This is a genomic window from Ruegeria sp. CH6, assembly GCF_056537005.1.
Genome location: NZ_JBQFQS010000001.1, coordinates 197,306 through 216,226 on the forward strand (window position 1 = coordinate 197,306; position 18,921 = coordinate 216,226).

The 18,921-nt window shown below is 56.9% G+C and carries 18 protein-coding genes; 12 read left to right on the forward strand and 6 right to left on the reverse strand.

Going from position 1 to position 18,921, the window contains the following annotated elements:
* Positions 1-493: 493 nt before the first annotated feature.
* Positions 494-1,009: a hypothetical protein gene (locus tag ACR0CW_RS01035; protein WP_480786522.1), complete on the forward strand. Its 516-nt coding sequence runs from the start codon at positions 494-496 to the stop codon at positions 1,007-1,009.
* A gap of 208 nt (positions 1,010-1,217) precedes the next feature.
* Positions 1,218-1,838, forward strand: coding sequence for a 30S ribosomal protein S4 (rpsD, locus tag ACR0CW_RS01040; protein ID WP_170325974.1), 621 nt, complete (start codon positions 1,218-1,220; stop codon positions 1,836-1,838).
* A 59-nt stretch (positions 1,839-1,897) separates the two neighbouring features.
* On the opposite strand, the gene ACR0CW_RS01045 is transcribed toward rpsD, so the two are convergent.
* A complete protein-coding gene (locus ACR0CW_RS01045; protein WP_480786523.1) occupies positions 1,898-2,179 on the reverse strand; it encodes a DUF1330 domain-containing protein in 282 nt (93 codons plus the stop codon).
* 94 nt (positions 2,180-2,273) lie between these two features.
* Between ACR0CW_RS01045 and ACR0CW_RS01050 the strand changes: the two genes are divergently transcribed.
* A complete protein-coding gene (locus tag ACR0CW_RS01050) occupies positions 2,274-3,146 on the forward strand; it encodes a LysR family transcriptional regulator (protein ID WP_480786524.1) in 873 nt (290 codons plus the stop codon).
* Here the strand turns inward: ACR0CW_RS01050 and ACR0CW_RS01055 are convergent, their stop codons facing one another.
* The gene (locus tag ACR0CW_RS01055; protein ID WP_155144896.1) at positions 3,147-3,608 is read right to left on the reverse strand and encodes an Lrp/AsnC family transcriptional regulator; all 462 of its coding nucleotides are present in this window, start codon (positions 3,606-3,608) and stop codon (positions 3,147-3,149) included.
* A 102-nt stretch (positions 3,609-3,710) separates the two neighbouring features.
* Here ACR0CW_RS01055 and ACR0CW_RS01060 point away from each other — a divergent pair, with 102 nt between their 5' ends.
* The 4 genes from ACR0CW_RS01060 to ACR0CW_RS01075 all read left to right on the forward strand — a co-directional run bounded on the left by ACR0CW_RS01060 (position 3,711) and on the right by ACR0CW_RS01075 (position 8,049).
* Complete coding sequence (locus tag ACR0CW_RS01060; RefSeq protein ID WP_480786525.1) at positions 3,711-5,126, forward strand: aminotransferase class V-fold PLP-dependent enzyme; 1,416 nt, start codon at positions 3,711-3,713, stop codon at positions 5,124-5,126.
* Between the two features lie 63 nt (positions 5,127-5,189).
* Positions 5,190-6,275 (forward strand): histidinol-phosphate transaminase, encoded by a 1,086-nt coding sequence (hisC, locus tag ACR0CW_RS01065; RefSeq protein ID WP_480786526.1) that lies wholly within the window; start codon positions 5,190-5,192, stop codon positions 6,273-6,275.
* Positions 6,272-7,192: a prephenate/arogenate dehydrogenase family protein gene (locus tag ACR0CW_RS01070; protein WP_480786527.1), complete on the forward strand. Its 921-nt coding sequence runs from the start codon at positions 6,272-6,274 to the stop codon at positions 7,190-7,192. The genes hisC and ACR0CW_RS01070 overlap by 4 nt, the downstream gene beginning before the upstream one ends.
* Positions 7,189-8,049 (forward strand): extensin-like domain-containing protein, encoded by an 861-nt coding sequence (locus tag ACR0CW_RS01075; RefSeq protein WP_480786528.1) that lies wholly within the window; start codon positions 7,189-7,191, stop codon positions 8,047-8,049. Before ACR0CW_RS01070 ends, ACR0CW_RS01075 begins: the two co-directional genes overlap by 4 nt.
* Here the strand turns inward: ACR0CW_RS01075 and ACR0CW_RS01080 are convergent.
* Positions 8,046-9,047 carry a DUF2125 domain-containing protein gene (locus ACR0CW_RS01080; protein ID WP_480786529.1) on the reverse strand — a complete coding sequence of 334 codons (1,002 nt, stop codon included), beginning with the start codon at positions 9,045-9,047 and terminating at the stop codon, positions 8,046-8,048. The two genes, ACR0CW_RS01075 and ACR0CW_RS01080, sit on opposite strands and share 4 nt — an antisense overlap.
* Before the next feature lie 69 nt (positions 9,048-9,116).
* Here ACR0CW_RS01080 and ACR0CW_RS01085 point away from each other — a divergent pair, with 69 nt between their 5' ends.
* The 3 genes from ACR0CW_RS01085 (at position 9,117) to ACR0CW_RS01095 (ending at position 12,640) form a co-directional block, all read left to right on the forward strand.
* The gene (locus tag ACR0CW_RS01085) at positions 9,117-9,647 is read left to right on the forward strand and encodes a gamma-glutamylcyclotransferase (protein WP_480786530.1); all 531 of its coding nucleotides are present in this window, start codon (positions 9,117-9,119) and stop codon (positions 9,645-9,647) included.
* Between the two features lie 68 nt (positions 9,648-9,715).
* Positions 9,716-10,894: a biopolymer transporter ExbB gene (locus tag ACR0CW_RS01090; RefSeq protein ID WP_155144887.1), complete on the forward strand. Its 1,179-nt coding sequence runs from the start codon at positions 9,716-9,718 to the stop codon at positions 10,892-10,894.
* 3 nt (positions 10,895-10,897) lie between these two features.
* The gene (locus ACR0CW_RS01095; RefSeq protein WP_480786531.1) at positions 10,898-12,640 is read left to right on the forward strand and encodes a peptidoglycan -binding protein; all 1,743 of its coding nucleotides are present in this window, start codon (positions 10,898-10,900) and stop codon (positions 12,638-12,640) included.
* A 32-nt stretch (positions 12,641-12,672) separates the two neighbouring features.
* On the opposite strand, the gene ACR0CW_RS01100 is transcribed toward ACR0CW_RS01095, so the two are convergent.
* Positions 12,673-13,560 (reverse strand): YHYH protein, encoded by an 888-nt coding sequence (locus tag ACR0CW_RS01100; protein WP_480786532.1) that lies wholly within the window; start codon positions 13,558-13,560, stop codon positions 12,673-12,675.
* Positions 13,561-13,988: 428 nt separating this feature from the next.
* Here ACR0CW_RS01100 and ACR0CW_RS01105 point away from each other — a divergent pair, with 428 nt between their 5' ends.
* Complete coding sequence (locus tag ACR0CW_RS01105) at positions 13,989-14,639, forward strand: phosphotransferase (protein WP_480786533.1); 651 nt, start codon at positions 13,989-13,991, stop codon at positions 14,637-14,639.
* 117 nt (positions 14,640-14,756) lie between these two features.
* On the opposite strand, the gene clpA is transcribed toward ACR0CW_RS01105, so the two are convergent.
* Positions 14,757-17,081, reverse strand: a complete 2,325-nt coding sequence (clpA, locus tag ACR0CW_RS01110) for an ATP-dependent Clp protease ATP-binding subunit ClpA (protein ID WP_170331383.1) — start codon at positions 17,079-17,081, stop codon at positions 14,757-14,759.
* Positions 17,082-17,255: 174 nt separating this feature from the next.
* The gene (gene gloB / locus ACR0CW_RS01115) at positions 17,256-18,023 is read right to left on the reverse strand and encodes a hydroxyacylglutathione hydrolase (RefSeq protein WP_155144883.1); all 768 of its coding nucleotides are present in this window, start codon (positions 18,021-18,023) and stop codon (positions 17,256-17,258) included.
* A 61-nt stretch (positions 18,024-18,084) separates the two neighbouring features.
* Here gloB and ACR0CW_RS01120 point away from each other — a divergent pair, with 61 nt between their 5' ends.
* On the forward strand, positions 18,085-18,819 hold the full coding sequence (locus ACR0CW_RS01120) for a class I SAM-dependent methyltransferase (protein ID WP_480786534.1): 735 nt from the start codon (positions 18,085-18,087) through the stop codon (positions 18,817-18,819).
* Positions 18,820-18,921: the final 102 nt, after the last annotated feature.

Below are 18,921 nucleotides of genomic sequence, written 5' to 3' on the forward strand. Positions count from 1 at the left end.
CTATACTTCTGATTTGTAATCAGTAGGTCCGCGGTTCGAGTCCGTGTGGGGGCACCACTTCACGAAGTTTAGTGTACTCTCCAGTCATCAAAAAACTTGTTTTGTCGGGTCATGGCAACTCTAGTTGGTGCTGATTTAGGCATATCACCCGTATCCGCACTTGCTGATGCAGAAGCAGATAATCGTTTTAAAAGCATAAGCTTATGGTGTTGACGCTAAGGGTAAATGATTCGCTTTGTTGGGTTTAATTCGGTACTTCGCATAGGGTGTTTGCAGTCCCTAATATTGATACCAATATTGATATGTGAGGACGTTAGATCTTTGAGAGCGCATATCGGGAAATATGCATGAATCAGATTGACATGCGGTTGATCTAAGTATCAATTTGATTTGACACACAGGCAACAATCTCGTGATTGCTGCAATTACGTCTCTTTTCCGCCGAATTTATCGTTGATACACAGGCCTTGTAATTGGTGGGGTGTTGAAAGGTATGAGTGGGCAGATGAGTACCGGTTTAAACGGTCGTATAGCAGTTTCCTGGAATCAAACAGAACTTGACGGGCTTGAGGCAGCGCCACTTGCCCTCGTAGCTGTTGGGTCCGCCTGGTCATGGCGTGGTAAAGCAGTACAGCTTTCTGCCGCAGAGACCATTGGTTTGGTGCAGACGGCCCACTCTGTGGCACCGTTATTGACCTCGGGCATCGACATGCTTTCGGCGATTGGCCCCGTAATCGGTTCGGTTGCGACCATCGAGTTTTCGAATGGCTCTCAGCAATTTTCGGCAGAACTGATCAGAGTTGAGGGAAGCGATTCCCCGGTGTTGATTTTTGAAAACGGTTGTCCTGAACGGGATCAGGAGTTCTGGGTGAGCAGTGTTTCCGCGCAAACTGACCTGGCTGATTTCGATCGGGAGATCGATCAGACAGTTGTGGCGTTTCCCGGCGCTCGTTCAGAAGAGAAACGTGAGTCGACATCTACTCCTCACGTTGTTTACGCAGCAGAATAAAGTGGCAAGCAGGGCTATGCGGCCATCGCGGGATTTTTCCTGCAGGGTGGCCTCAGTATGTTGACTCTGACAATTCCCAAGATATAAGCGCGACTTCATTGGTGTTGGTGGCCCCCGCAAGGGGATGCCTGTCATGGGGGAGACCTCAAGAGGACAACGCCCTTCATAGTGGCCCGCTGGGCCTCGACCTAAACGAAGGAGATCAGCCGTGACCAAACGCACGTCTGCCAAGTACAAAATCGACCGCCGGATGGGCGAAAACATCTGGGGTCGTCCGAAATCCCCGATCAACCGTCGTGAATATGGCCCCGGCCAGCACGGTCAGCGCCGCAAGGGTAAACTGTCGGACTTCGGTCTGCAGTTGCGCGCCAAGCAGAAGCTGAAAGGCTACTACGGCGACCTGACCGAGAAGCAGTTCCGCCGCATCTACGCCGAAGCTGAGCGTGTAAAAGGCGACACCGGTGAAAACCTGATCGGTCTGCTGGAGCGCCGCCTGGACGCTGTTGTTTACCGCGCCAAGTTCGTACCAACCGTGTTTGCTGCACGTCAGTTCGTGAACCACGGCCACGTCAAAGTGAACGGCAAGCGGGTCAACATCCCGTCCTACCGCGTCAAAGAAGGCGACGTGATCGAAGTCCGTGACAAATCCAAGCAGCTGGCTGTTGTTCTGGAAGCTGTTGCTCTGGCCGAGCGTGATGTTCCTGACTACATCGATGCTGATCACTCGAAAATGACCGCGACTTTCGTTCGTGCACCGGGCCTGAGCGATGTGCCTTACCCGGTCATGATGGAACCGAACCTGGTCGTCGAATTCTACGCGAAGAACTAATCTTCGCCGAAACGATCCAAGTTTCAGAGCCGCGCCCAAAAGCGCGGCTCTTTCTTTATTTACCCAAGCAGGATTATGTCGGACGATCCGATATTGCGGCGCAGTGCGTGGACATCACTCAGCGCCGGGTCATTGATCCATCCCAAGGCGGACTCGCGATCTGGAAATGAAAGAAGGGCGGCAACGTCCGGCAGGTCTGGCGCGCCGTCCAGAGCGGTAGGCTCTGCTGACGCGGTTTCGACCCTGCCGCCATGGCGTGCCAGCGCATCCCCGGCTTTTTCACGATAGGCGGCCAGAGCATCGGGGTTATTTACTGTCAATTTGGCGTAGGCATAAATCATCAATCTACTCCTTAGTTGTGCAGGTAGAACCTATGTTGGAAAGGTTTTTGCGAAAACGCGTGCAATTGCAGTTAGCTTATGCATAAACGCATGCATGACGATAAACTGGGATGACTATCGAACCGTGCTGGCCGTGGTGCGCGCGCGTACCTTGACCGCTGCATCAGAGCGGCTTGGTGTAAACTACACCACCGTTGCCCGCCGTATTGCGCGCGTGGAAACCGCCACTGGAGAGGTGTTGTTTGAACGTTTGCCAGATGGCTACCGCCCCACCGAGGCCGGACATCTGGTGGCGCAGCATGCGGCAAGCATGGAAGGCGCTGAGCACGCCATGCTCAGAGGGTTATCCGGTCAGGATACGCGTCTGGACGGGGAGCTAACCCTGACAGCACCTCAGCTTTTGATTGCGTATGTACTCTCACCGGTTCTGGACGCGTTCTCGGCTCAACATCCCGGTGTTAAGCTCAGAGTTCGGGCTGACAATGAGATTGTGGATCTGAACAGGCGCGAAGCAGACATAGCCATCCGCATTAGTCGCAATCCGGGTGACACCCTGAAGGGTCTGCGCTTGGCCGAACAATTCTCGGCTTACTACGCCTCACCAGAACTTATGCAGCGTGTGTCGGACGCCCCGCATGGGCCGGTGGATTGGTTGGTTTATGAAAAACAGCCAGACCTGTCTGAGGAGGTGATGCAGACACACCCCGGCTCGCGTATTCGAATGCGATTTGACGATATGGTTGCCATGTCGTCCGCCGCGCAGGCGGGGTTAGGTGCTGTAAGGATGCCGATGTTTCTGGGGCGGTCACTGCCTGGTCTCGTTCAACTCCCGACACTTTCACCGCAACCTTATGCGGATATCTGGGTGGTGGCCCATCCGGATGTGTGGCCGTCGGCCAAATTGAAGGCCTTTCGTTCCATCGCAGTTCCACACTTTCGCAAGCTGCGCCCGCTGTTCACGGCCTGATCAGATCGGCAGCGGTCGGCCTTCGGCAATAGCCTCCATGGCAAAGTATGAGGTCACGCTGTCCAGTTCGACCTTTTCGATAAGTCGCTGATAGACCTTGTCGTAAGAGGCCATGTCTTCGGTCACGACTTTCAACTGATAGTCGTAATCTCCGCCAATGCGATGAAAATCGACCACTTCAGGGATGGTCAGGACATGGCTGCGAAAGGCTTGAAGCCACTCCGCCGAATGATGCCTTGTACGCAGCATCACAAAGACAACAAGATTGAGCCCCAGCTTTTCCCGTGCAATCCGCGCGGAAGACCCCTGTAGAACGCCGTCGTCGTTCAACACCTTCAGGCGCCGCCAGCAAGCATTCTGGGACAAGCCAACCCGATCCGCCAGCTCGCGCTGCGAGAGGGTCGCGTCCTTTTGCAGTTCTTTCAGGATGAGGGTGTCAATATGATCTATTTTATGGGCCATATCTAATCATATGACACAAATCTTGGGAAATACAGGCAAAGATTGGTGAAGTTTCTGCATTCCAAATCAATCACATTGGTTATGCAATATGGAGCCTATGTTATGACCCTGTCCAAGTTTCGTGCAGATATCCAATCCACCGCTCACAATTCCACGCTGCGCGATGGGCTGATCGGTGAGGGTGTCCTCATCCCTGGTCTGCATGGGGACTTACCGCTTGTCTATGCGGATTACGTCGCTTCGGGCCGCGCTATGCGGCAGGTCGAAGATTTTATCGCCCAAGATGTGCTGCCGTTCTATGCGAACAGCCATACCGAGGCCTCCTATTGCGGTTCCTACATGACACGGCTTCGTCGCGAAGCGCGTGCGGAAATAGCCCGCATTGTTGGCGCGAGGGGAGAGGACGCGGTGATCTTTACCGGGTCCGGAGCCACTGCTGGGCTTAATCGGCTGGTCAGCTTACTGGGAGTGGAAGAGGCTGACCGGCCGATTATCCTGATTGGTCCATACGAGCATCACTCGAACATTCTGCCCTGGCGGGAAAGCAAGGCGCAGGTGATCGAAATTCCCGAAGCGCCCGCTGGCGGGCCTGATCTGGCAGTGCTGGAACAAACACTGGCTGACAATGCAGGGTCTGATCTGATCATTGGTTCTTTCTCGGCCGCGTCGAACGTGACGGGTATCATCACCGATCCCGATCCGGTCACGCGTCTTCTTAGGGCGCATGGGGCGCTGGCCGTTTGGGACTATGCAGGCGGCGGCCCTTACCTGCCGATGGATATGGGTCCAGAAGATGCTCGCAAGGATGCTATTGTCGTCTCACCACACAAGTTTCCCGGCGGTCCGGGCGCATCAGGTGTATTGGTAGTCAATCAGCGCGCCGTTCAGCGCACGTGTCCCAGTTGGCCGGGTGGCGGTACCGTAAGTTTCGTGTCCCCGTGGCGGCATGACTACAGCGAAGATCTGGCGACGCGGGAAGAGGCCGGTACGCCCAATGTCATCGGCGATATCCGGGCTGCGCTTGCCTTTATCGTCAAGGATGTTGTCGGAACTGATGAGATCGGAAGACGCGAGGTTCTGTATAACAAAATGGCTCTGGATGGTTGGCGTGACAACCCGAACCTGACGCTGCTGGGGGCAGATAATCCGCATCGTCTGCCGATCTTTTCATTCCTTGTTCGGGATAGCTCGGGGCAGCCGGTTCATCAGCAGCTGTTTACCCGCATGCTCAGTGACATCTACGGCATTCAGGCCCGTGGCGGATGTGCCTGCGCCGGTCCCTATGCCCATCGCCTGCTGGATATTGATCGCGAGACTTCCGAGCAGTTACATGCGGCGTTGTCAGCAGGTGAAGAGATGAAGAAACCCGGCTGGGTGCGTCTGAATTTCTCATATCTGATGAGCGAAGAGACGGTTCAGTTCATCATCGACAGCGTCAATGACCTGTCGCACCGGACCGAGGAATTCGCGCCCTATTACAACGCCGACCCGGCGACAGCGCGCTTCAAAGCCGCCTGAGGGAATTGCCGCTTTTCTCAAGGCGTTGAGAAATGTATGAGGGGCGCAATCAAGGAGCCCCTCATGAACCAGATCATTCCGCAACCCGGCATCATGGACATCGCTCTGTATCAGGGCGGCAAGTCCCATGTCGAAGGCGTGGCGAATGTCATCAAGCTCAGCTCGAACGAAAACCCGTTCGGACCCAGCCCCAAAGCGATCGAGGCCGTGCGTGACAGCGCGACCACCCTGCATCGCTATCCAAGCACAGATCACTATTCGTTGCGCGCAGCCATTGGTGAGCGTCACGGGCTGGATGCTGGCCGGATCATCTGTGGTGTAGGCAGCGACGAGGTTCTGCAATTCGTGGCGCAGGCCTATGCCGGTCCGGGTGATGAGGTGATCTATACTGAGCACGGATTTTCCATGTACCCGATCATCGCGCGTATGGCGGGGGCGACTCCTGTCATGGTGGATGAGAAGGATCGCAAGGTTGATGTCGACGCAATCCTTGCGGCTGTGACCGGGCAAACGAAGATCGTCTTTGTCACCAATCCGGGCAATCCCACCTCAACCATGATTTCGGATGCCGAGCTTACACGTTTGGCGGAAAAACTTCCTGTCGATTGCCTAATGGTAATCGACGGGGCCTATGCCGAATTCGTAGATGGTTTTGATGGCGGGGCATCACTGGTGGATCGTTTTGAGAACGTCATCATGACCCGAACCTTCTCCAAGATTTACGGGCTGGGCGGGATGCGTGTCGGCTGGGGTTACGCGCACCAGTCCATCATTGATGTGCTGAACCGCGTGCGCCAACCTTTCAACCTGTCCTTGACCGCGTTGGCTGCGGCTGAAGCCGCGATACGCGACGTGGAGTATGTCGAGTTCTGCCGGTCCGAAAACGCGCGTCTGCGCACGTGGCTTTCCGAAAAACTGGCAGAGATCGGCGTGCCATCTGACGCATCGAATACTAATTTCATCCTTGCCCGCTTCTCGGATCTGGCTGAGGCCGAGGCCTGCGACGCCTATCTGCAATCTCAGGGTTTGATTGTACGCAAGGTTGCGGGCTACAACCTGCCGAACGCCCTGCGGATCACCGTAGGCGACGAAGAAGCCTGCCGCCGCGTGCTTGCGGCCGTTACCGCGTTCAAAGGGGGCGCCGCATGAGCCAGATTTATGACCGGGTGGCGCTGATCGGCTTGGGTCTGATCGCCTCGTCGATGTTTTGGGCGATCAAACGCGCAGGTCTCGCAGGCGAGGTGACGGGATATGCCCGTTCCGAAAACACCCGCGAAACCGCGCGGCGCATAGGACTGTGTGATCGCGTCTGTGACACTGCGCAAGAGGCGGTCGAAGGCGCCGATCTCGTGGTGCTTTGTGTGCCTGTTGGTGCGATGGGACCGGTGGCGCAGGATATCGCGCCGGTGCTGAAACCGGGCGCAACTGTCACGGATGTCGGATCAGTCAAGCGTCACGTGATCGAAGCTGTCGGGCCGTACATCCCCGACGGCGTGCATTTTGTTCCCGCTCACCCGCTGGCTGGAACCGAGCATTCTGGTCCGGAATCCGGATTTGCCGAGCTCTTTGACAATCGCTGGTGCCTGTTGGTTCCGGTTAAGGGTTCTGATCCCGACGCCGTCGCACAACTGCGAGCGCTTTGGGAAGGCATGGGCGCCAATGTCGATGAGATGGACGCTGACCACCACGATTTGGTTTTGGCGGTGACGTCGCATGCACCGCACCTGATCGCTTATACGATGGTGGGTGTTGCGGATGATTTGCGGCGGGTGACAGATACTGAGGTGATCAAATATTCGGCCGCCGGTTTCCGTGATTTTACGCGGATCGCGGCCTCGGACCCGACAATGTGGCGGGATGTGTTCCTGACGAACAAGGACGCAACGCTTGAGATTCTGGGCCGTTTCACTGAAGAGCTCTTTGCCCTGCAGCGCGCCATCCGAACCGGCGATGGAGAGCAGCTGTTCGATTACTTCACCCGTACCCGGGCCATCCGGCGCGGCATCATTGATGCCGGTCAGGATACGGATGCCCCGGATTTTGGACGAGGAAAGGCCACGACATGAGGCTTGTTCGAGGCGGTTTTCTGATCTGTTTTGCAGCGTTGTCGCCAGTCACGGTTGGTGCGAAACCCCTCGAAACCTCTTTGGTTCCTGTTGCGCGACCAATAGCTGAAACCAACAATGTAACTGCGATGCCGGCGCTACTTCTGGCCAGTGCAGCGCCGATTGCAGCGATCCCTAAGGTACAGCCAAAGCTGAGGCCTGAGTCTCCTCAGGTGATGGCCGCTGCGGCACGACCTGCGGATCTGCCTCTGCTCAGCCCTGATGTATCTCTGAAACCATATCTGCGCCCTGAGACGCTTGAGCAGGAGATACTTTTCAAGAAAAGAAAGCTCCGCAAAAACTCAGTATGCGGTGATATCGCAATTCAGGGCAAACCTGTCGGGAAAGTGCCGGGTAAGATCAAGGCCTGCGGCATCAAGGATGCCGTGCAGATTACATCGGTATCCGGAGTGAGGCTAAGTCGCCCGTCGACCATGGATTGCGGTACCGCCATCGCGTTAAACAACTGGGTCGACAAGTCGGTCAAGCCCACCTTCAAACGCCGTGGCCCGATTGTTGAGCTGCAGGTTGCGGCCCATTATGCCTGCCGCACCCGGAACAATCGCAAGGGCGCGCGAGTTTCTGAACACGGCAAGGGTCGGGCCATTGATATCTCGGGCTTTAAAATGGCCGATGGCGAGGTTGTGACAGTCCTCAATGGCTGGCGCAAGAATCCCTCGCAGAAGCAATTGATCAAAGTTTGGCGTGGCGCATGTGGGCCGTTTGGTACAGTGCTGGGGCCGAACTCGGACCGCTACCACCGGGACCATTTCCATCTGGATACAGCCCGTTATCGCAGCGGCCCGTACTGCCGCTAGCGCAGTATCAGCCGCGGTGCAGGGCCCAATGGCAACGGGCCCAACGCCACGAACCCGTCACGGAAATTCAGCTGCAGATCCAGTGAGTTGGGATTGCCGCCCAGACCTGCCAGCAGCTTCAGCGCGCGGGTGACCGGATCAACTGCCTGATCGGGCAGGGCGCCTGCGGCATTGGCCATTGCGATCATGTCACGCCAATTCTCCGCTTTGACGGCGATCTCACCGGTCGGAATTCCCTGTTCGTCAACGTTCAACTCTCCGGCGGCGAACAGGCGCAGTTCACCCCATTTGACTTCGGCAAGCCCCAGATCGATGGCGACAGGCTGCGGGCGGCGTTGTTCCAGCGCACTCCGATCCCACGGCTTGTCAAACGTAACCGTCATGTCCAATTCCAGCGTCTCGAAGGATTGCGGAAGCGAGGTGGCGGTCCGCATAAGGCCGCGAAGGTCTTCACCCGGGGTGAACCCATCAATGGTCGCCGTGACGGCATAAATCTCGGGCGTTTCACTCTGTGCCATGATCAGGCTAAGCGTGTCACCCGCTGCTGAGGTCTCATCTTCCCGCGAAATGGTCCATGGTCCTGCGGTAAGGGCCATCTTTTCCAACTCCAGCGCGACCCCCGGCTGCAATTGCAGCTCTGCCTGTAGCTCGCTGGCCTGAATGGTCGCCGTTTCATCGAAATAAGACAGGCGCTGCGGCGTATCGGCAAAACGCAACACTTGGCGTCCGGGCCAGATTGCAGGGCTTTGGAACTCGATCCAATCCGCGCTCCATGCTGTACCGTTGACGGGATCGGCCAGTGCCGGATTATCCAGCCGTGTCATGTGGTGGGTCGGATATCCTGCCGTACCGACATCCGAAAAATCAGCCTGCCAGCCCAGTTGCTGCTGCTTGTCGAACCAACTGGTGACCGCGCTGCGCAGCCCGTAGCCGGCGACGAACCAATAGGCGCTCCAGATAATCGTTAAAAAGATAAGAACTCGTATGAGACCGCGCATGAGAATAATGGCCCTTTTTCCTGCCTCGGAATTGATGTTTATAGGCGCAAACGGGCAAGGACCAGTGCAATGACAATGTGGGTATTCGGATATGGATCGCTGCTGTGGAATCCCGGATTTCCCGTGGCGCGCAGCGAACGCGCTACTTTGCATGGATATGCCCGCTCATTCTGCATGAGTTCGATCCACCATCGCGGAACCGAAGACAAGCCAGGCCTTGTGTTGGCGCTGGATGAACAACGTGATGCGAATTGTACCGGTCTGGCCCTGGCCGTCGAAGCCGGGCATGAAGAGCGTACGCTGGACGAGCTGCGCGAACGTGAGTTGATTTCCTCGGCCTATGTCGAGCGTATGCTGGACGTTGATCTAGACAATGGACAGGTCATAAATGCCGTGACTTACGTGATTGATCCGCATCACGTTCAGTATTGCGGCGGTATGCCTTTGGAAGAGCAAGCAAATATCATCGCACATGCGGTGGGCGGGCGCGGTCCGAACACCGAATATCTGTACAATACAGCTGAACATCTGGCCGAAATCGGACTACGCGATCCGGATCTTGAGTGGTTGTCGCAACGGGTCCGCAGTCTTACTGCATAAACCCTTGGCCTAGCGACTGTTAATTCGGTAGGTTTGCCTCAGAGCAGGCAATACCAGGAATGACGCGCATGGCGCAGGCACAGCAGGGCGCGAGACCGCAATTCTCGCATCCCATTCGTCAGATCGTGATGATGTTGATCGCAATTGGCTTGTCGGGCCTTGGGGTCTTTATGGCGCTGCCTTATGTGCTGCCCGTCTTTTACGCGAATCCCTACCTGAACGGTTTCATCCTGCTGGTCTTCGTCATCGGCGTATTCGCCTGTTTCTATCAGGTGACCCAGCTAATCGGATCAGTTCGCTGGATCGAAGCGTTTGTCGGCGGTGTCGAAAGAGATGACACCAGCCCGCCGCAGTTGCTGGCACCGCTCGCATCGCTGCTGCGCTCGCGCGGGGCGCGCTCGCAAATCAGCTCGACCTCTACCCGATCAATTCTGGATTCGGTCGCTGAACGAATCGAGGAAGAGCGTGAGATCACGCGATATATCACGAACGTTCTGATCTACCTTGGCCTTTTGGGCACCTTCTTTGGTCTGGCCACAACGGTTCCTGCCATCGTTGACACGATCCGCAGCCTGAACCCACAGGAAGGTGAGGAAGGGCTGGCGGTATTCAACCGTCTGATGACAGGGCTTGAAGCCCAGCTGCAAGGCATGGGCGTGGCCTTTGGATCGTCACTGCTGGGCCTCGCCGGATCGCTGATTGTTGGTTTGCTCGAGCTGTTTGCAGGACATGGACAGAACCGCTTTTATCGCGAGCTTGAGGAATGGCTGTCGACGATCACCCGCGTCGGATTTTCTTCGGGCGATGAAGGTGGTGCAGAACTGGCGGTTTTGACGCCGGTTCTGGATGCGATGTCCGAACAGATGGATGCGCTGCAGGATCTGTTCTCAGCGCAGGAGGAGGAAAGAGCAGAGGTTTCTGCCAAGCTGGGACAGTTGGTGAACGTGATTGGCGATATGAACCAACGTCAGTCCGAAGGCGAAGGCGTGACAGCGGCGCTCGAAAGGGTAGCGCTGAGTCAGGACGCCCTGCTGGATCACATGCGCGAACATGGTGCAGGCGAAGGGATCGATGCAGAAAGCCGGATGCGCCTGCGTTCAATGGACGTTCAGTTGCTACGTATTCTCGAAGAGATTTCTGCAGGGCGACAGGACAGCATGAACGAATTGCGCAAGGATTTCGAACTGCTGGTCAAGGCGCTAACCCTGCCACGCGGTGCCGTTCGCACGACATCCGAGGGAGAGTAACGGATGGCACTGTCCCGGCGTACCGGTCAACGTTTTCAGGGCTCTGTCTGGCCCGGATTCGTGGATGCGATGACGGGTCTTCTGATGGTGCTTACATTTGTGCTGACCATCTTCATGGTGGTTCAGTTCGTGCTGCGCGAAACGATTTCCGGACAAGAGGATGAACTGACCGCCTTGTCTGACGAGGTTTCGGCCCTTGCAGCGGCCCTCGGTCTGGAAGAACGCGAAAACACCCGGCTGCAAGCCCGGCTCGGGGCGTTGAACACGACGCTTTCTCAGGCCGAAAGCGATCTGACGCAGGCGCAGGCTCTGATCTCGTCGCTTACGGTAGAGCGGGACAGGCAGGCTGTCGCGCTGGATGAGGCGCAGCTTCGCATTACGGATTTTGAGGCGCAGGTCGCCGCGTTGCTGGCGGATCAGGAACGTGCACTTGGCGATATCGAAGCCCTCGAAACACAGCGCGAGCAGCTTCTGAGCGAACAAGAGGCTCTGAATCTTGCCCTGGCTCAAAGCCGGGATGAGATTGATGCTCAGGCCGAAGCCGCACGCCTTGCTGCCGCTCGGCGCGAGGCACTGGAGGCTCTGGTTGCTGATCTTGAACAAAGCGGTGAAGACCGTGCAGCCCAGATTACGGCACTTGAACAACAGCTCAGCGATGAAGAGGCCGCAAGGCTGGCCGAGGCTGCCGCAGCCGAAAACCTGCGCAACAGATTGCAGGATGCCGATGCGGAGCTGACCGCTATGACGCTGGCGTTGGAAGCCCAGCGTAAAGAGGCCGAGGAAACCCTGACCCTGCTGGCTGCTGCACAAGCGGCCCGGGCCGAGCTTGAGCGTCAGTTTGGAGCGCTGGATAACGAAGAGCTGCAGGCGCAGCTGAGGGCGGCGCTGGAAGCGCAGACACAGGCACAGCTTGAGGCGCAATCTCAGAGAACACTGGCCGAAGAACGCGAAGCGCTTCTGGCTGTTGCACGCGAGGCAATCTCTGCCGAAAAGGCAATCTCGGCAAAGGCGCAACGCGAAACGGCTCTGCTGAACCAGCAGATCGCAGCATTGCGTGGCCAACTGGGATCGCTGCAAGCGCTGTTGGATGACTACAAGGATCGCAATGCTGCGGCTGAGGTTCAGATCCAGACGCTTGGACAGGACCTGAATGCTGCGTTGGCTCGCGCTGCATCCGAGGAACGGCGACGCCGTCTGTTGGAAGAGGCTGAGCGAATTCGTTTGGAGGCAGAAGCCGAAGCATTGGCGGGGCAGAATCTGGAGCTGACTGCTCAGGCCGAAGACCTGCAACGTTACCGGTCCGAGTTCTTTGGCCGACTTCGGGACGTTCTGGGTAATCAGGAAGGTGTCCGTATCGAAGGCGACCGGTTCGTTTTCTCATCCGAGGTCCTGTTTGATACAGGCTCGGCTGTCTTGTCCCCGGAAGGGCGCCAGGAGGTTGCGAAGGTCGCCGAGATCCTGCGCAGTGTTGCTGCCGAAATCCCCGAGGGTCTGAACTGGGTGATCCGGGTCGATGGTCATACGGACAACGTTCCTCTGGCCGGTTCCGGCCGCTATCGCGACAATTGGGAATTGAGTCAGGGCCGCGCCTTGTCCGTGGTGCGCTATATGGTCGACGCGCTGGGGATACCGCCAAATCGGCTTGCTGCGAACGGTTTTGGTGAGTTCCAGCCCGTCAACCCGGCGGACACACCGGAGGCACGGGCGCAAAACCGGCGGATCGAGCTGAAACTCACCGAAAGATAACGTCAGAACTCGCTAACCAATGCGTGGGTCGGTCAGCGCCGTCCGAAGCGAAAACTTTTGTCTGGTGAACCGGCAAAGCACCGAGGTATGACCGGATATTCCTCGGTCAGAAAGTAGGCGTAGGTTCCCTCCGGATACTCGGGAGAAATGGTGAATGTGCCATTGCACTCGTCCAGAGTTCCGAGCCCGGGAACATAGGCAAAATCCTCGTTGAAAGTGCCATCGTACTTGCCATCGGGTGCGCGACCCCCTGGACGGTTGCCGCTTTTCAAACGATAGGACGACGTCATTTCCGTCACCTTCCCGTTCACAACGCCTGTCATTGCGTAAATCGGGAAACCGTCTGCGGCGAACCCGATCAGTGGAGAGTGCCTGTCCGATGAATAGTCCAGCAGTTCAATGAAACCCGTCGGAATGCCGTGGTAATGGTACTTCCCGTTTGGTTGAACGTGCGCATGGTTCTCATCAAGCCCCAGCGCGATCGCACCGCCCAATGCATTGTAGGACCAACCCGATCTGGGATCACCGTGCCAAAACTCGGCTGCCAGCGGATCGAACACTACACCGTTCAGTGACACGCCAAAGTTCCAGCCCAGTTCAAGCGGCGTTACTGTCCCCTTGGGCTTTGGGTTGGCCGGTACCTTCAAGCTTACATTCTGCGCGGAAATACTGTGTGGGTTACCCCGGTTGGGAAAGCGCCCGACAAGATGGTCGGGAATTCCATTTGCCGAGACGCGGAGAGCTTTGCGGGTCTCGGAAATCTCAGAGGTACTGGCGCCCGGATCGACAGTGGCAGCCACTAAATTCAGGGGCCGGGTTTTCGTTTCGTCGTGATATCGAAATCTGTGCTGAGCGGTGGCAATGGCTGCGATGGCTGACAGGGCGAAAGCAGCACTCCAAATAGCGACGGTCTTGGTCATCAAATTCCCTTTCGCGTTTCAAACGTAACTATGAAACGCGAGGGGAGAACCATTCCGTCGAAATATGTGTCCTGCGCCTGCGCAAATGCATAATTGCCCGGTTACAGAGCAACGGCGCGATCAGATTCGCCAGGACATCATTTGTGTCAGACTGCTGCCAACAGTGGAGGGTGGGGGGCACACTTTGCTGCCGACCAGGGCTTTGGGTTTCTGGATTAACTCGGCTTCCTTCACCGACGCTCGGACCAAACCAACCAAGGCTTGCGCGCAATACACTCGGACCGAATTGAACCTCACCAAGCGGTATTGACCAATGCCACATCCTAAATTGCAAAAAATGATCGGAACCGACCGGAATGTTGATCCGCATAAGGTGAAATGTACGCGCGGAATTCCTATCTATTACCTGAGGTTAATTGGAGCAGAACGTGACGGACAAGAAGGCTGAGATACACAATTCAGTGGATGAGGCGTTGCGCGCGCCATATCAACGTGTGACTCTTTGCCAGTCCCAACGAGGCACCCGGTTTTGGCTAAAACGCATTGAGCGTTTTGCGCCGCACCTCTGGTTGGTCAAGGGCAAGCCTGAACAGGCGTTTGACCGAGATCGGCGGTCTCATCGTTTTCTTTGGAGTCGCGGCGCGGCTGTACCGAGGATATTAGCGGAAGGCTCGGATTTTATAGCGGTTGAAGACGCCGGCACCAGCTTGACCAAGCTTTGTAAGAAAGCAAACGTTACGACCGCGGACAAACTCAAAGCGTGCCGCGCCGCTGGGCAGGCCTTGGCGCGTTTACACTCTGTAAATCTGGCACATGGGCGCCCGGCCTTTCGAGATATGTGCTGGAGCGGGCGCCAGATTCGGTTCATAGATTTTGAGTATTTTGTGCCCACCAAGGCTGGGCGGTTTCGCAAAGCACGTGATGTCGGCATTGCGATCCTGTCTGCCCTGTCTCAGGGGGTTAATGGGCCGCGCTATGCGCACAGCATCCTGTCGGCCTATATCGCGGCACAGGGCAGCCAATCACAGCAGTTACCGGTGCCTTGCCCGGTGCGAAACAGTCAGCCACGCATCCGCTAATGTCGTCGGGTTCTCTGGCCCAAACCCGCCCTTAGTTCCGCCATGCAATCATGCTGTTGGCCTCAGACGAAAAAACCCGCCTTGATAGGCGGGTTTTCTGTTTGAAACGTTGCGCAATCAATCTGCGGTAAGCAATGGCGGCTTGTCGCCAGGAATACGCGGCTGATCAGGGCCGAGGATTTCCAAGTTCAACTCGCCTTTCATCACAGACACGCGGACCACACCGCCTTTGGCCAGCTTGCCGAACAGCAGCTCCTCGGCCAGAGGCTTCTTGATGTGTTCCTGAATGACACGGCCCAGTGGTCGCGCACCCATCTTGTCGTCATAGCCTTTGTCGGCCAGCCACTCGGCGGCCTTTGGTGTCAGGTCGATGGTCACATTGCGATCCAGCAATTGTGCTTCAAGCTGCAGTACGAACTTCTCGACCACCTGCAGGATGACCTCTTTCGGTAGCGGCGCGAACGAGATCACTGCGTCCAGACGGTTACGGAATTCCGGCGTGAACATGCGTTCAATCGCGGCGGTATCCTCACCTTCGCGGCGATCACGGGCAAAGCCGATGGCGGCCTTGGCCTGTTCCTGTGCGCCTGCGTTCGAGGTCATGATCAGCACCACGTTCCGGAAGTTCACAGTGCGGCCATTGTGATCGGTTAGTTCGCCATGGTCCATCACCTGCAAAAGGATGTTGAACACATCAGGGTGCGCTTTCTCGATCTCGTCTAGCAGCAGCACACAATGCGGGTGCTGGTCGACACCATCGGTCAGCAGACCGCCCTGATCAAACCCGACATAACCCGGAGGTGCACCGATCAGACGGGAAACCGCGTGCTTCTCCATGTACTCCGACATGTCAAAACGCAGCAGTTCCACACCAAGCGTATCGGCCAGCTGTTTCGCCACCTCGGTTTTACCCACACCGGTCGGACCGGCGAACAGGTAGTTGCCGATTGGCTTTTCAGGCTCTCGCAGACCGGCACGGGCCAGCTTGATCGCGCTGGACAGCGCTTCAATGGCCTCATCCTGACCAAACACCACCCGTTTCAGTGAAGCTTCGAGATCTTTCAGAACCTCGGCATCGTCCTTGGTGACGTTCTTGGGTGGAATGCGCGCGATCTTGGCAACGACGGCCTCGATCTCTTTCACACCGATGGTCTTGCGGCGCTTGCTTTCTGCGACCAAATGCTGTGCGGCACCGGCCTCGTCAATCACGTCGATCGCCTTGTCCGGCAGCTTGCGGTCGTTGATATATCGCGCGGCCAACTCCACGGCGGTTTTGATCGCATCTGCAGTGTATTTGATCTCGTGATGCTCTTCGAAATACGGCTTGAGGCCGCGCAGGATTTTCACGCTGTCCTCGACCGAAGGCTCATTCACGTCGATCTTCTGGAATCGGCGGCTGAGCGCGCGGTCTTTCTCAAAGTGCTGACGGAACTCTTTGTACGTGGTAGAACCCATGGTGCGCAGCTTACCGCCCTGCAGGGCAGGTTTCAGCAGGTTCGACGCATCCATTGCGCCACCGGAAGTGGCACCTGCACCAATTACGGTGTGGATTTCGTCGATGAACAGCACCGCATCCGGGTGATCCTCAAGTTCGGTCACCACCGCTTTCAGGCGCTCTTCAAAGTCACCGCGGTAGCGGGTGCCAGCTAGCAAGGCGCCCATGTCCAGCGAGTAGATCGTGGTGTTGGACAGTACATCGGGTGCTTCACCGGCCACGATCTTGTGGGCCAGACCCTCGGCAATCGCAGTCTTGCCAACACCTGGATCACCCACCAGCAGCGGGTTGTTCTTGCGGCGGCGGCACAGCACCTGGATGCAGCGCTCGACTTCCGAGGCGCGACCGATCAGTGGATCAACGTCACCTGCGCGAGACTTAGCGTTCAGGTCCACGCAGTACTTACCGAGGGCGCTCTCTTTCTGTTCGGATTCGCTCGCGGCAGGTTGCGCTTCGTCCTCGACCTGGTCGGCACCCGTCACAGGGCGGTTTTCGCCATAGGCCGGATCTTTCGCCACTCCATGCGCAATGAAATTCACCGCGTCATAGCGGGTCATATCCTGTTCCTGCAGAAAATAGGCCGCATTGCTTTCCCGCTCGGCAAAGATTGCCACCAGAACGTTGGCGCCGGTGACTTCTGTACGGCCTGAGCTTTGAACATGGATTGCTGCGCGCTGAATGACCCGCTGGAAGGCAGCGGTTGGAACCGCTTCAGAGCCGTCGATATCGGTGACCAGATTTGACAGGTCCTCATCGATGAACTCGACCAATGTACTGCGTAGTTCGTCCAGGTCGACACTGCAGGCTTTCATGACGCGGATCGCATCCGGCTCTTCCAGCAGCGCAAGCAGCAGATGCTCAAGCGTTGCGAATTCATGACGCCTTTCATTCGCTGCCGCCAGGGCCGCGTGAATGGCTTGTTCTAATGTGCTCGAGAATGAAGGCACGCGGGTGCTCCTCTGTATTGGGCCGGAAGGGGGTCGAGTATCGGCAGGATCCCCATCCCAACCATGTCCTCATACTATTAGAGTTTGGTTGATCGCGCCCCGGCTTCAAGGGTTTTCTTTCACTTGACAGTCACATTTCCCGTGACCGTGGCCGTGAGGAGCGTCAAATAAGCCCTAAAACCGGTCTTTTCTAGACCGGATTTCTGCAAATACGTCTGCAGGGTCCGCGCCCTCCATCCCCAAATACGCCAGAATCGTCGGGTCAGCGGCACGCAAAAACGGGTTTGTTGACTTTTCCAGGGCCAGTAATGACGGCACGGTCGCTTCTCCGGCAGCGCGTGCGCGATCGATATCGGCGACACGTTTCTTAAGGTCGGGGTTGTCGGGATCGACCGTGACGGCAAATCTGGCGTTGGATTGCGTGTACTCGTGACCTGAACAGACCAGCGTATCATCCGGCAGGGCAGCGAGTTTGCTGAGCGAGGCCCACATCTGTGCGGCATCTCCTTCGAACAGGCGTCCGCATCCCAGCGCCATCAGGCTGTCGGCTGTGAACACGACGCTGCTTTTGGGCATGTAATATGCAACGTGACCGACAGTGTGGCCCGAAACATCCAGCACCTCGACCGGTTCACCGCCAACCTCGAATGTATCGCCCTCGGAAACTTGCAAGTCTAAAGGAGGCAGACGATGCGCGTCTGCCGCCGCCCCAACAACTTTTGCGGGGTGTTTCTCCAGGATGGAGGCCAGACCATCCACATGATCCCAATGGTGATGCGTCAGCAGAACATGGCTCAGTTGCCAACCACGCTTTTCAAGGGCCGCTAGAATCGGCCCGGCTTCGGGGGCATCAATCAGTGCGGTTTCGCCGCTGGTGGCGTCATGGGCCAGAAAGGCGTAATTGTCGCTGAGGCAAGGAATTGTGACGATCTCAAGAGGCATGGCCTTTTGCCCTTTCGTTGCTAGACTGCGCCCAGCTAAGCCGATTGACCGGGTGTCCGCAATGCATCTTGATGTGCAGGATCTGAGGAACTTTTACTACCGCAGCACGCTGGGGCGGGCGGCGCAGGCGGCCATTCGCGGTCGGTTGATCGATTTATGGCCCGAAGCCAAAGGTCAGACGGTCGCTGGATTTGGTTTTGCCGTCCCTTTGTTACGTCCATATCTGGCTGATGCCCGTCGAGTGATTGGCCTGATGCCTGGCCCGCAGGGGGTAATGCCCTGGCCCGCAGGTATGCCCAACGTCTCGGTCCTCACCGAAGAGACGATGTGGCCGATTGAAACCGGGCATGTAGACAAGCTGGTCGTCATGCACGGGCTTGAGAACTCAGAAAGACCAAGCCAATTGCTTGATGAGTGTTGGCGCGTTCTGGGGCCGGGAGGCAAGGCTATGTTCATCGTGCCAAACCGGGGTGGCCTCTGGTCCAGGTCTGATCGGACACCCTTTGGCTTTGGTCATCCTTATACTGCCAGTCAGCTTGAGAAGCAGCTCAAAGCGCATCACTTCGTGCCCGAGAACCATTGTTCCGCGCTCTATATGCCTCCGTCATTCCGCCGGTTCTGGCTGAAATCCGGGAACCTGATTGAGAGAACAGGCCAGCGCATTCCGTCTGTGATGGCAGGTGGCGTGTTGATGGTCGAGGTGAGTAAACTCATCCGGCCTCCCAGTGGCACCGTGACCAAGGACGCTGAAAAACGCCCGATCAAAGCGCTGGATGGGTTGCTAAAGCCTGCCTGATCTCTTTGTGCCCCGGAGCGGTATTGCGGCGGCCAAAAATGCGGGAAAAAGGTCACAGGAATCGCAAAAACCTGCAAGTTGGTAACATTTTTCAACCGGATC

What these genes read in the sequence shown, in the direction of transcription:
- gloB (WP_155144883.1), bottom strand. Translation starts at nt 18,023, where the DNA reads ATGCCTCTTGAGATCGTCACAATTCCTTGCCTCAGCGACAATTACGCC.
- ACR0CW_RS01075 (WP_480786528.1), top strand. Translation starts at nt 7,189, where the DNA reads ATGAGGCTTGTTCGAGGCGGTTTTCTGATCTGTTTTGCAGCGTTGTCG.
- ACR0CW_RS01100 (WP_480786532.1), bottom strand. Translation starts at nt 13,560, where the DNA reads ATGACCAAGACCGTCGCTATTTGGAGTGCTGCTTTCGCCCTGTCAGCC.
- ACR0CW_RS01055 (WP_155144896.1), bottom strand. Translation starts at nt 3,608, where the DNA reads ATGGCCCATAAAATAGATCATATTGACACCCTCATCCTGAAAGAACTG.
- ACR0CW_RS01060 (WP_480786525.1), top strand. Translation starts at nt 3,711, where the DNA reads ATGACCCTGTCCAAGTTTCGTGCAGATATCCAATCCACCGCTCACAAT.
- ACR0CW_RS01050 (WP_480786524.1), top strand. Translation starts at nt 2,274, where the DNA reads ATGACGATAAACTGGGATGACTATCGAACCGTGCTGGCCGTGGTGCGC.
- ACR0CW_RS01095 (WP_480786531.1), top strand. Translation starts at nt 10,898, where the DNA reads ATGGCACTGTCCCGGCGTACCGGTCAACGTTTTCAGGGCTCTGTCTGG.
- ACR0CW_RS01120 (WP_480786534.1), top strand. Translation starts at nt 18,085, where the DNA reads ATGCATCTTGATGTGCAGGATCTGAGGAACTTTTACTACCGCAGCACG.
- hisC (WP_480786526.1), top strand. Translation starts at nt 5,190, where the DNA reads ATGAACCAGATCATTCCGCAACCCGGCATCATGGACATCGCTCTGTAT.
- ACR0CW_RS01035 (WP_480786522.1), top strand. Translation starts at nt 494, where the DNA reads ATGAGTGGGCAGATGAGTACCGGTTTAAACGGTCGTATAGCAGTTTCC.
- ACR0CW_RS01070 (WP_480786527.1), top strand. Translation starts at nt 6,272, where the DNA reads ATGAGCCAGATTTATGACCGGGTGGCGCTGATCGGCTTGGGTCTGATC.
- ACR0CW_RS01080 (WP_480786529.1), bottom strand. Translation starts at nt 9,047, where the DNA reads ATGCGCGGTCTCATACGAGTTCTTATCTTTTTAACGATTATCTGGAGC.
- ACR0CW_RS01090 (WP_155144887.1), top strand. Translation starts at nt 9,716, where the DNA reads ATGGCGCAGGCACAGCAGGGCGCGAGACCGCAATTCTCGCATCCCATT.
- ACR0CW_RS01085 (WP_480786530.1), top strand. Translation starts at nt 9,117, where the DNA reads ATGACAATGTGGGTATTCGGATATGGATCGCTGCTGTGGAATCCCGGA.
- ACR0CW_RS01045 (WP_480786523.1), bottom strand. Translation starts at nt 2,179, where the DNA reads ATGATTTATGCCTACGCCAAATTGACAGTAAATAACCCCGATGCTCTG.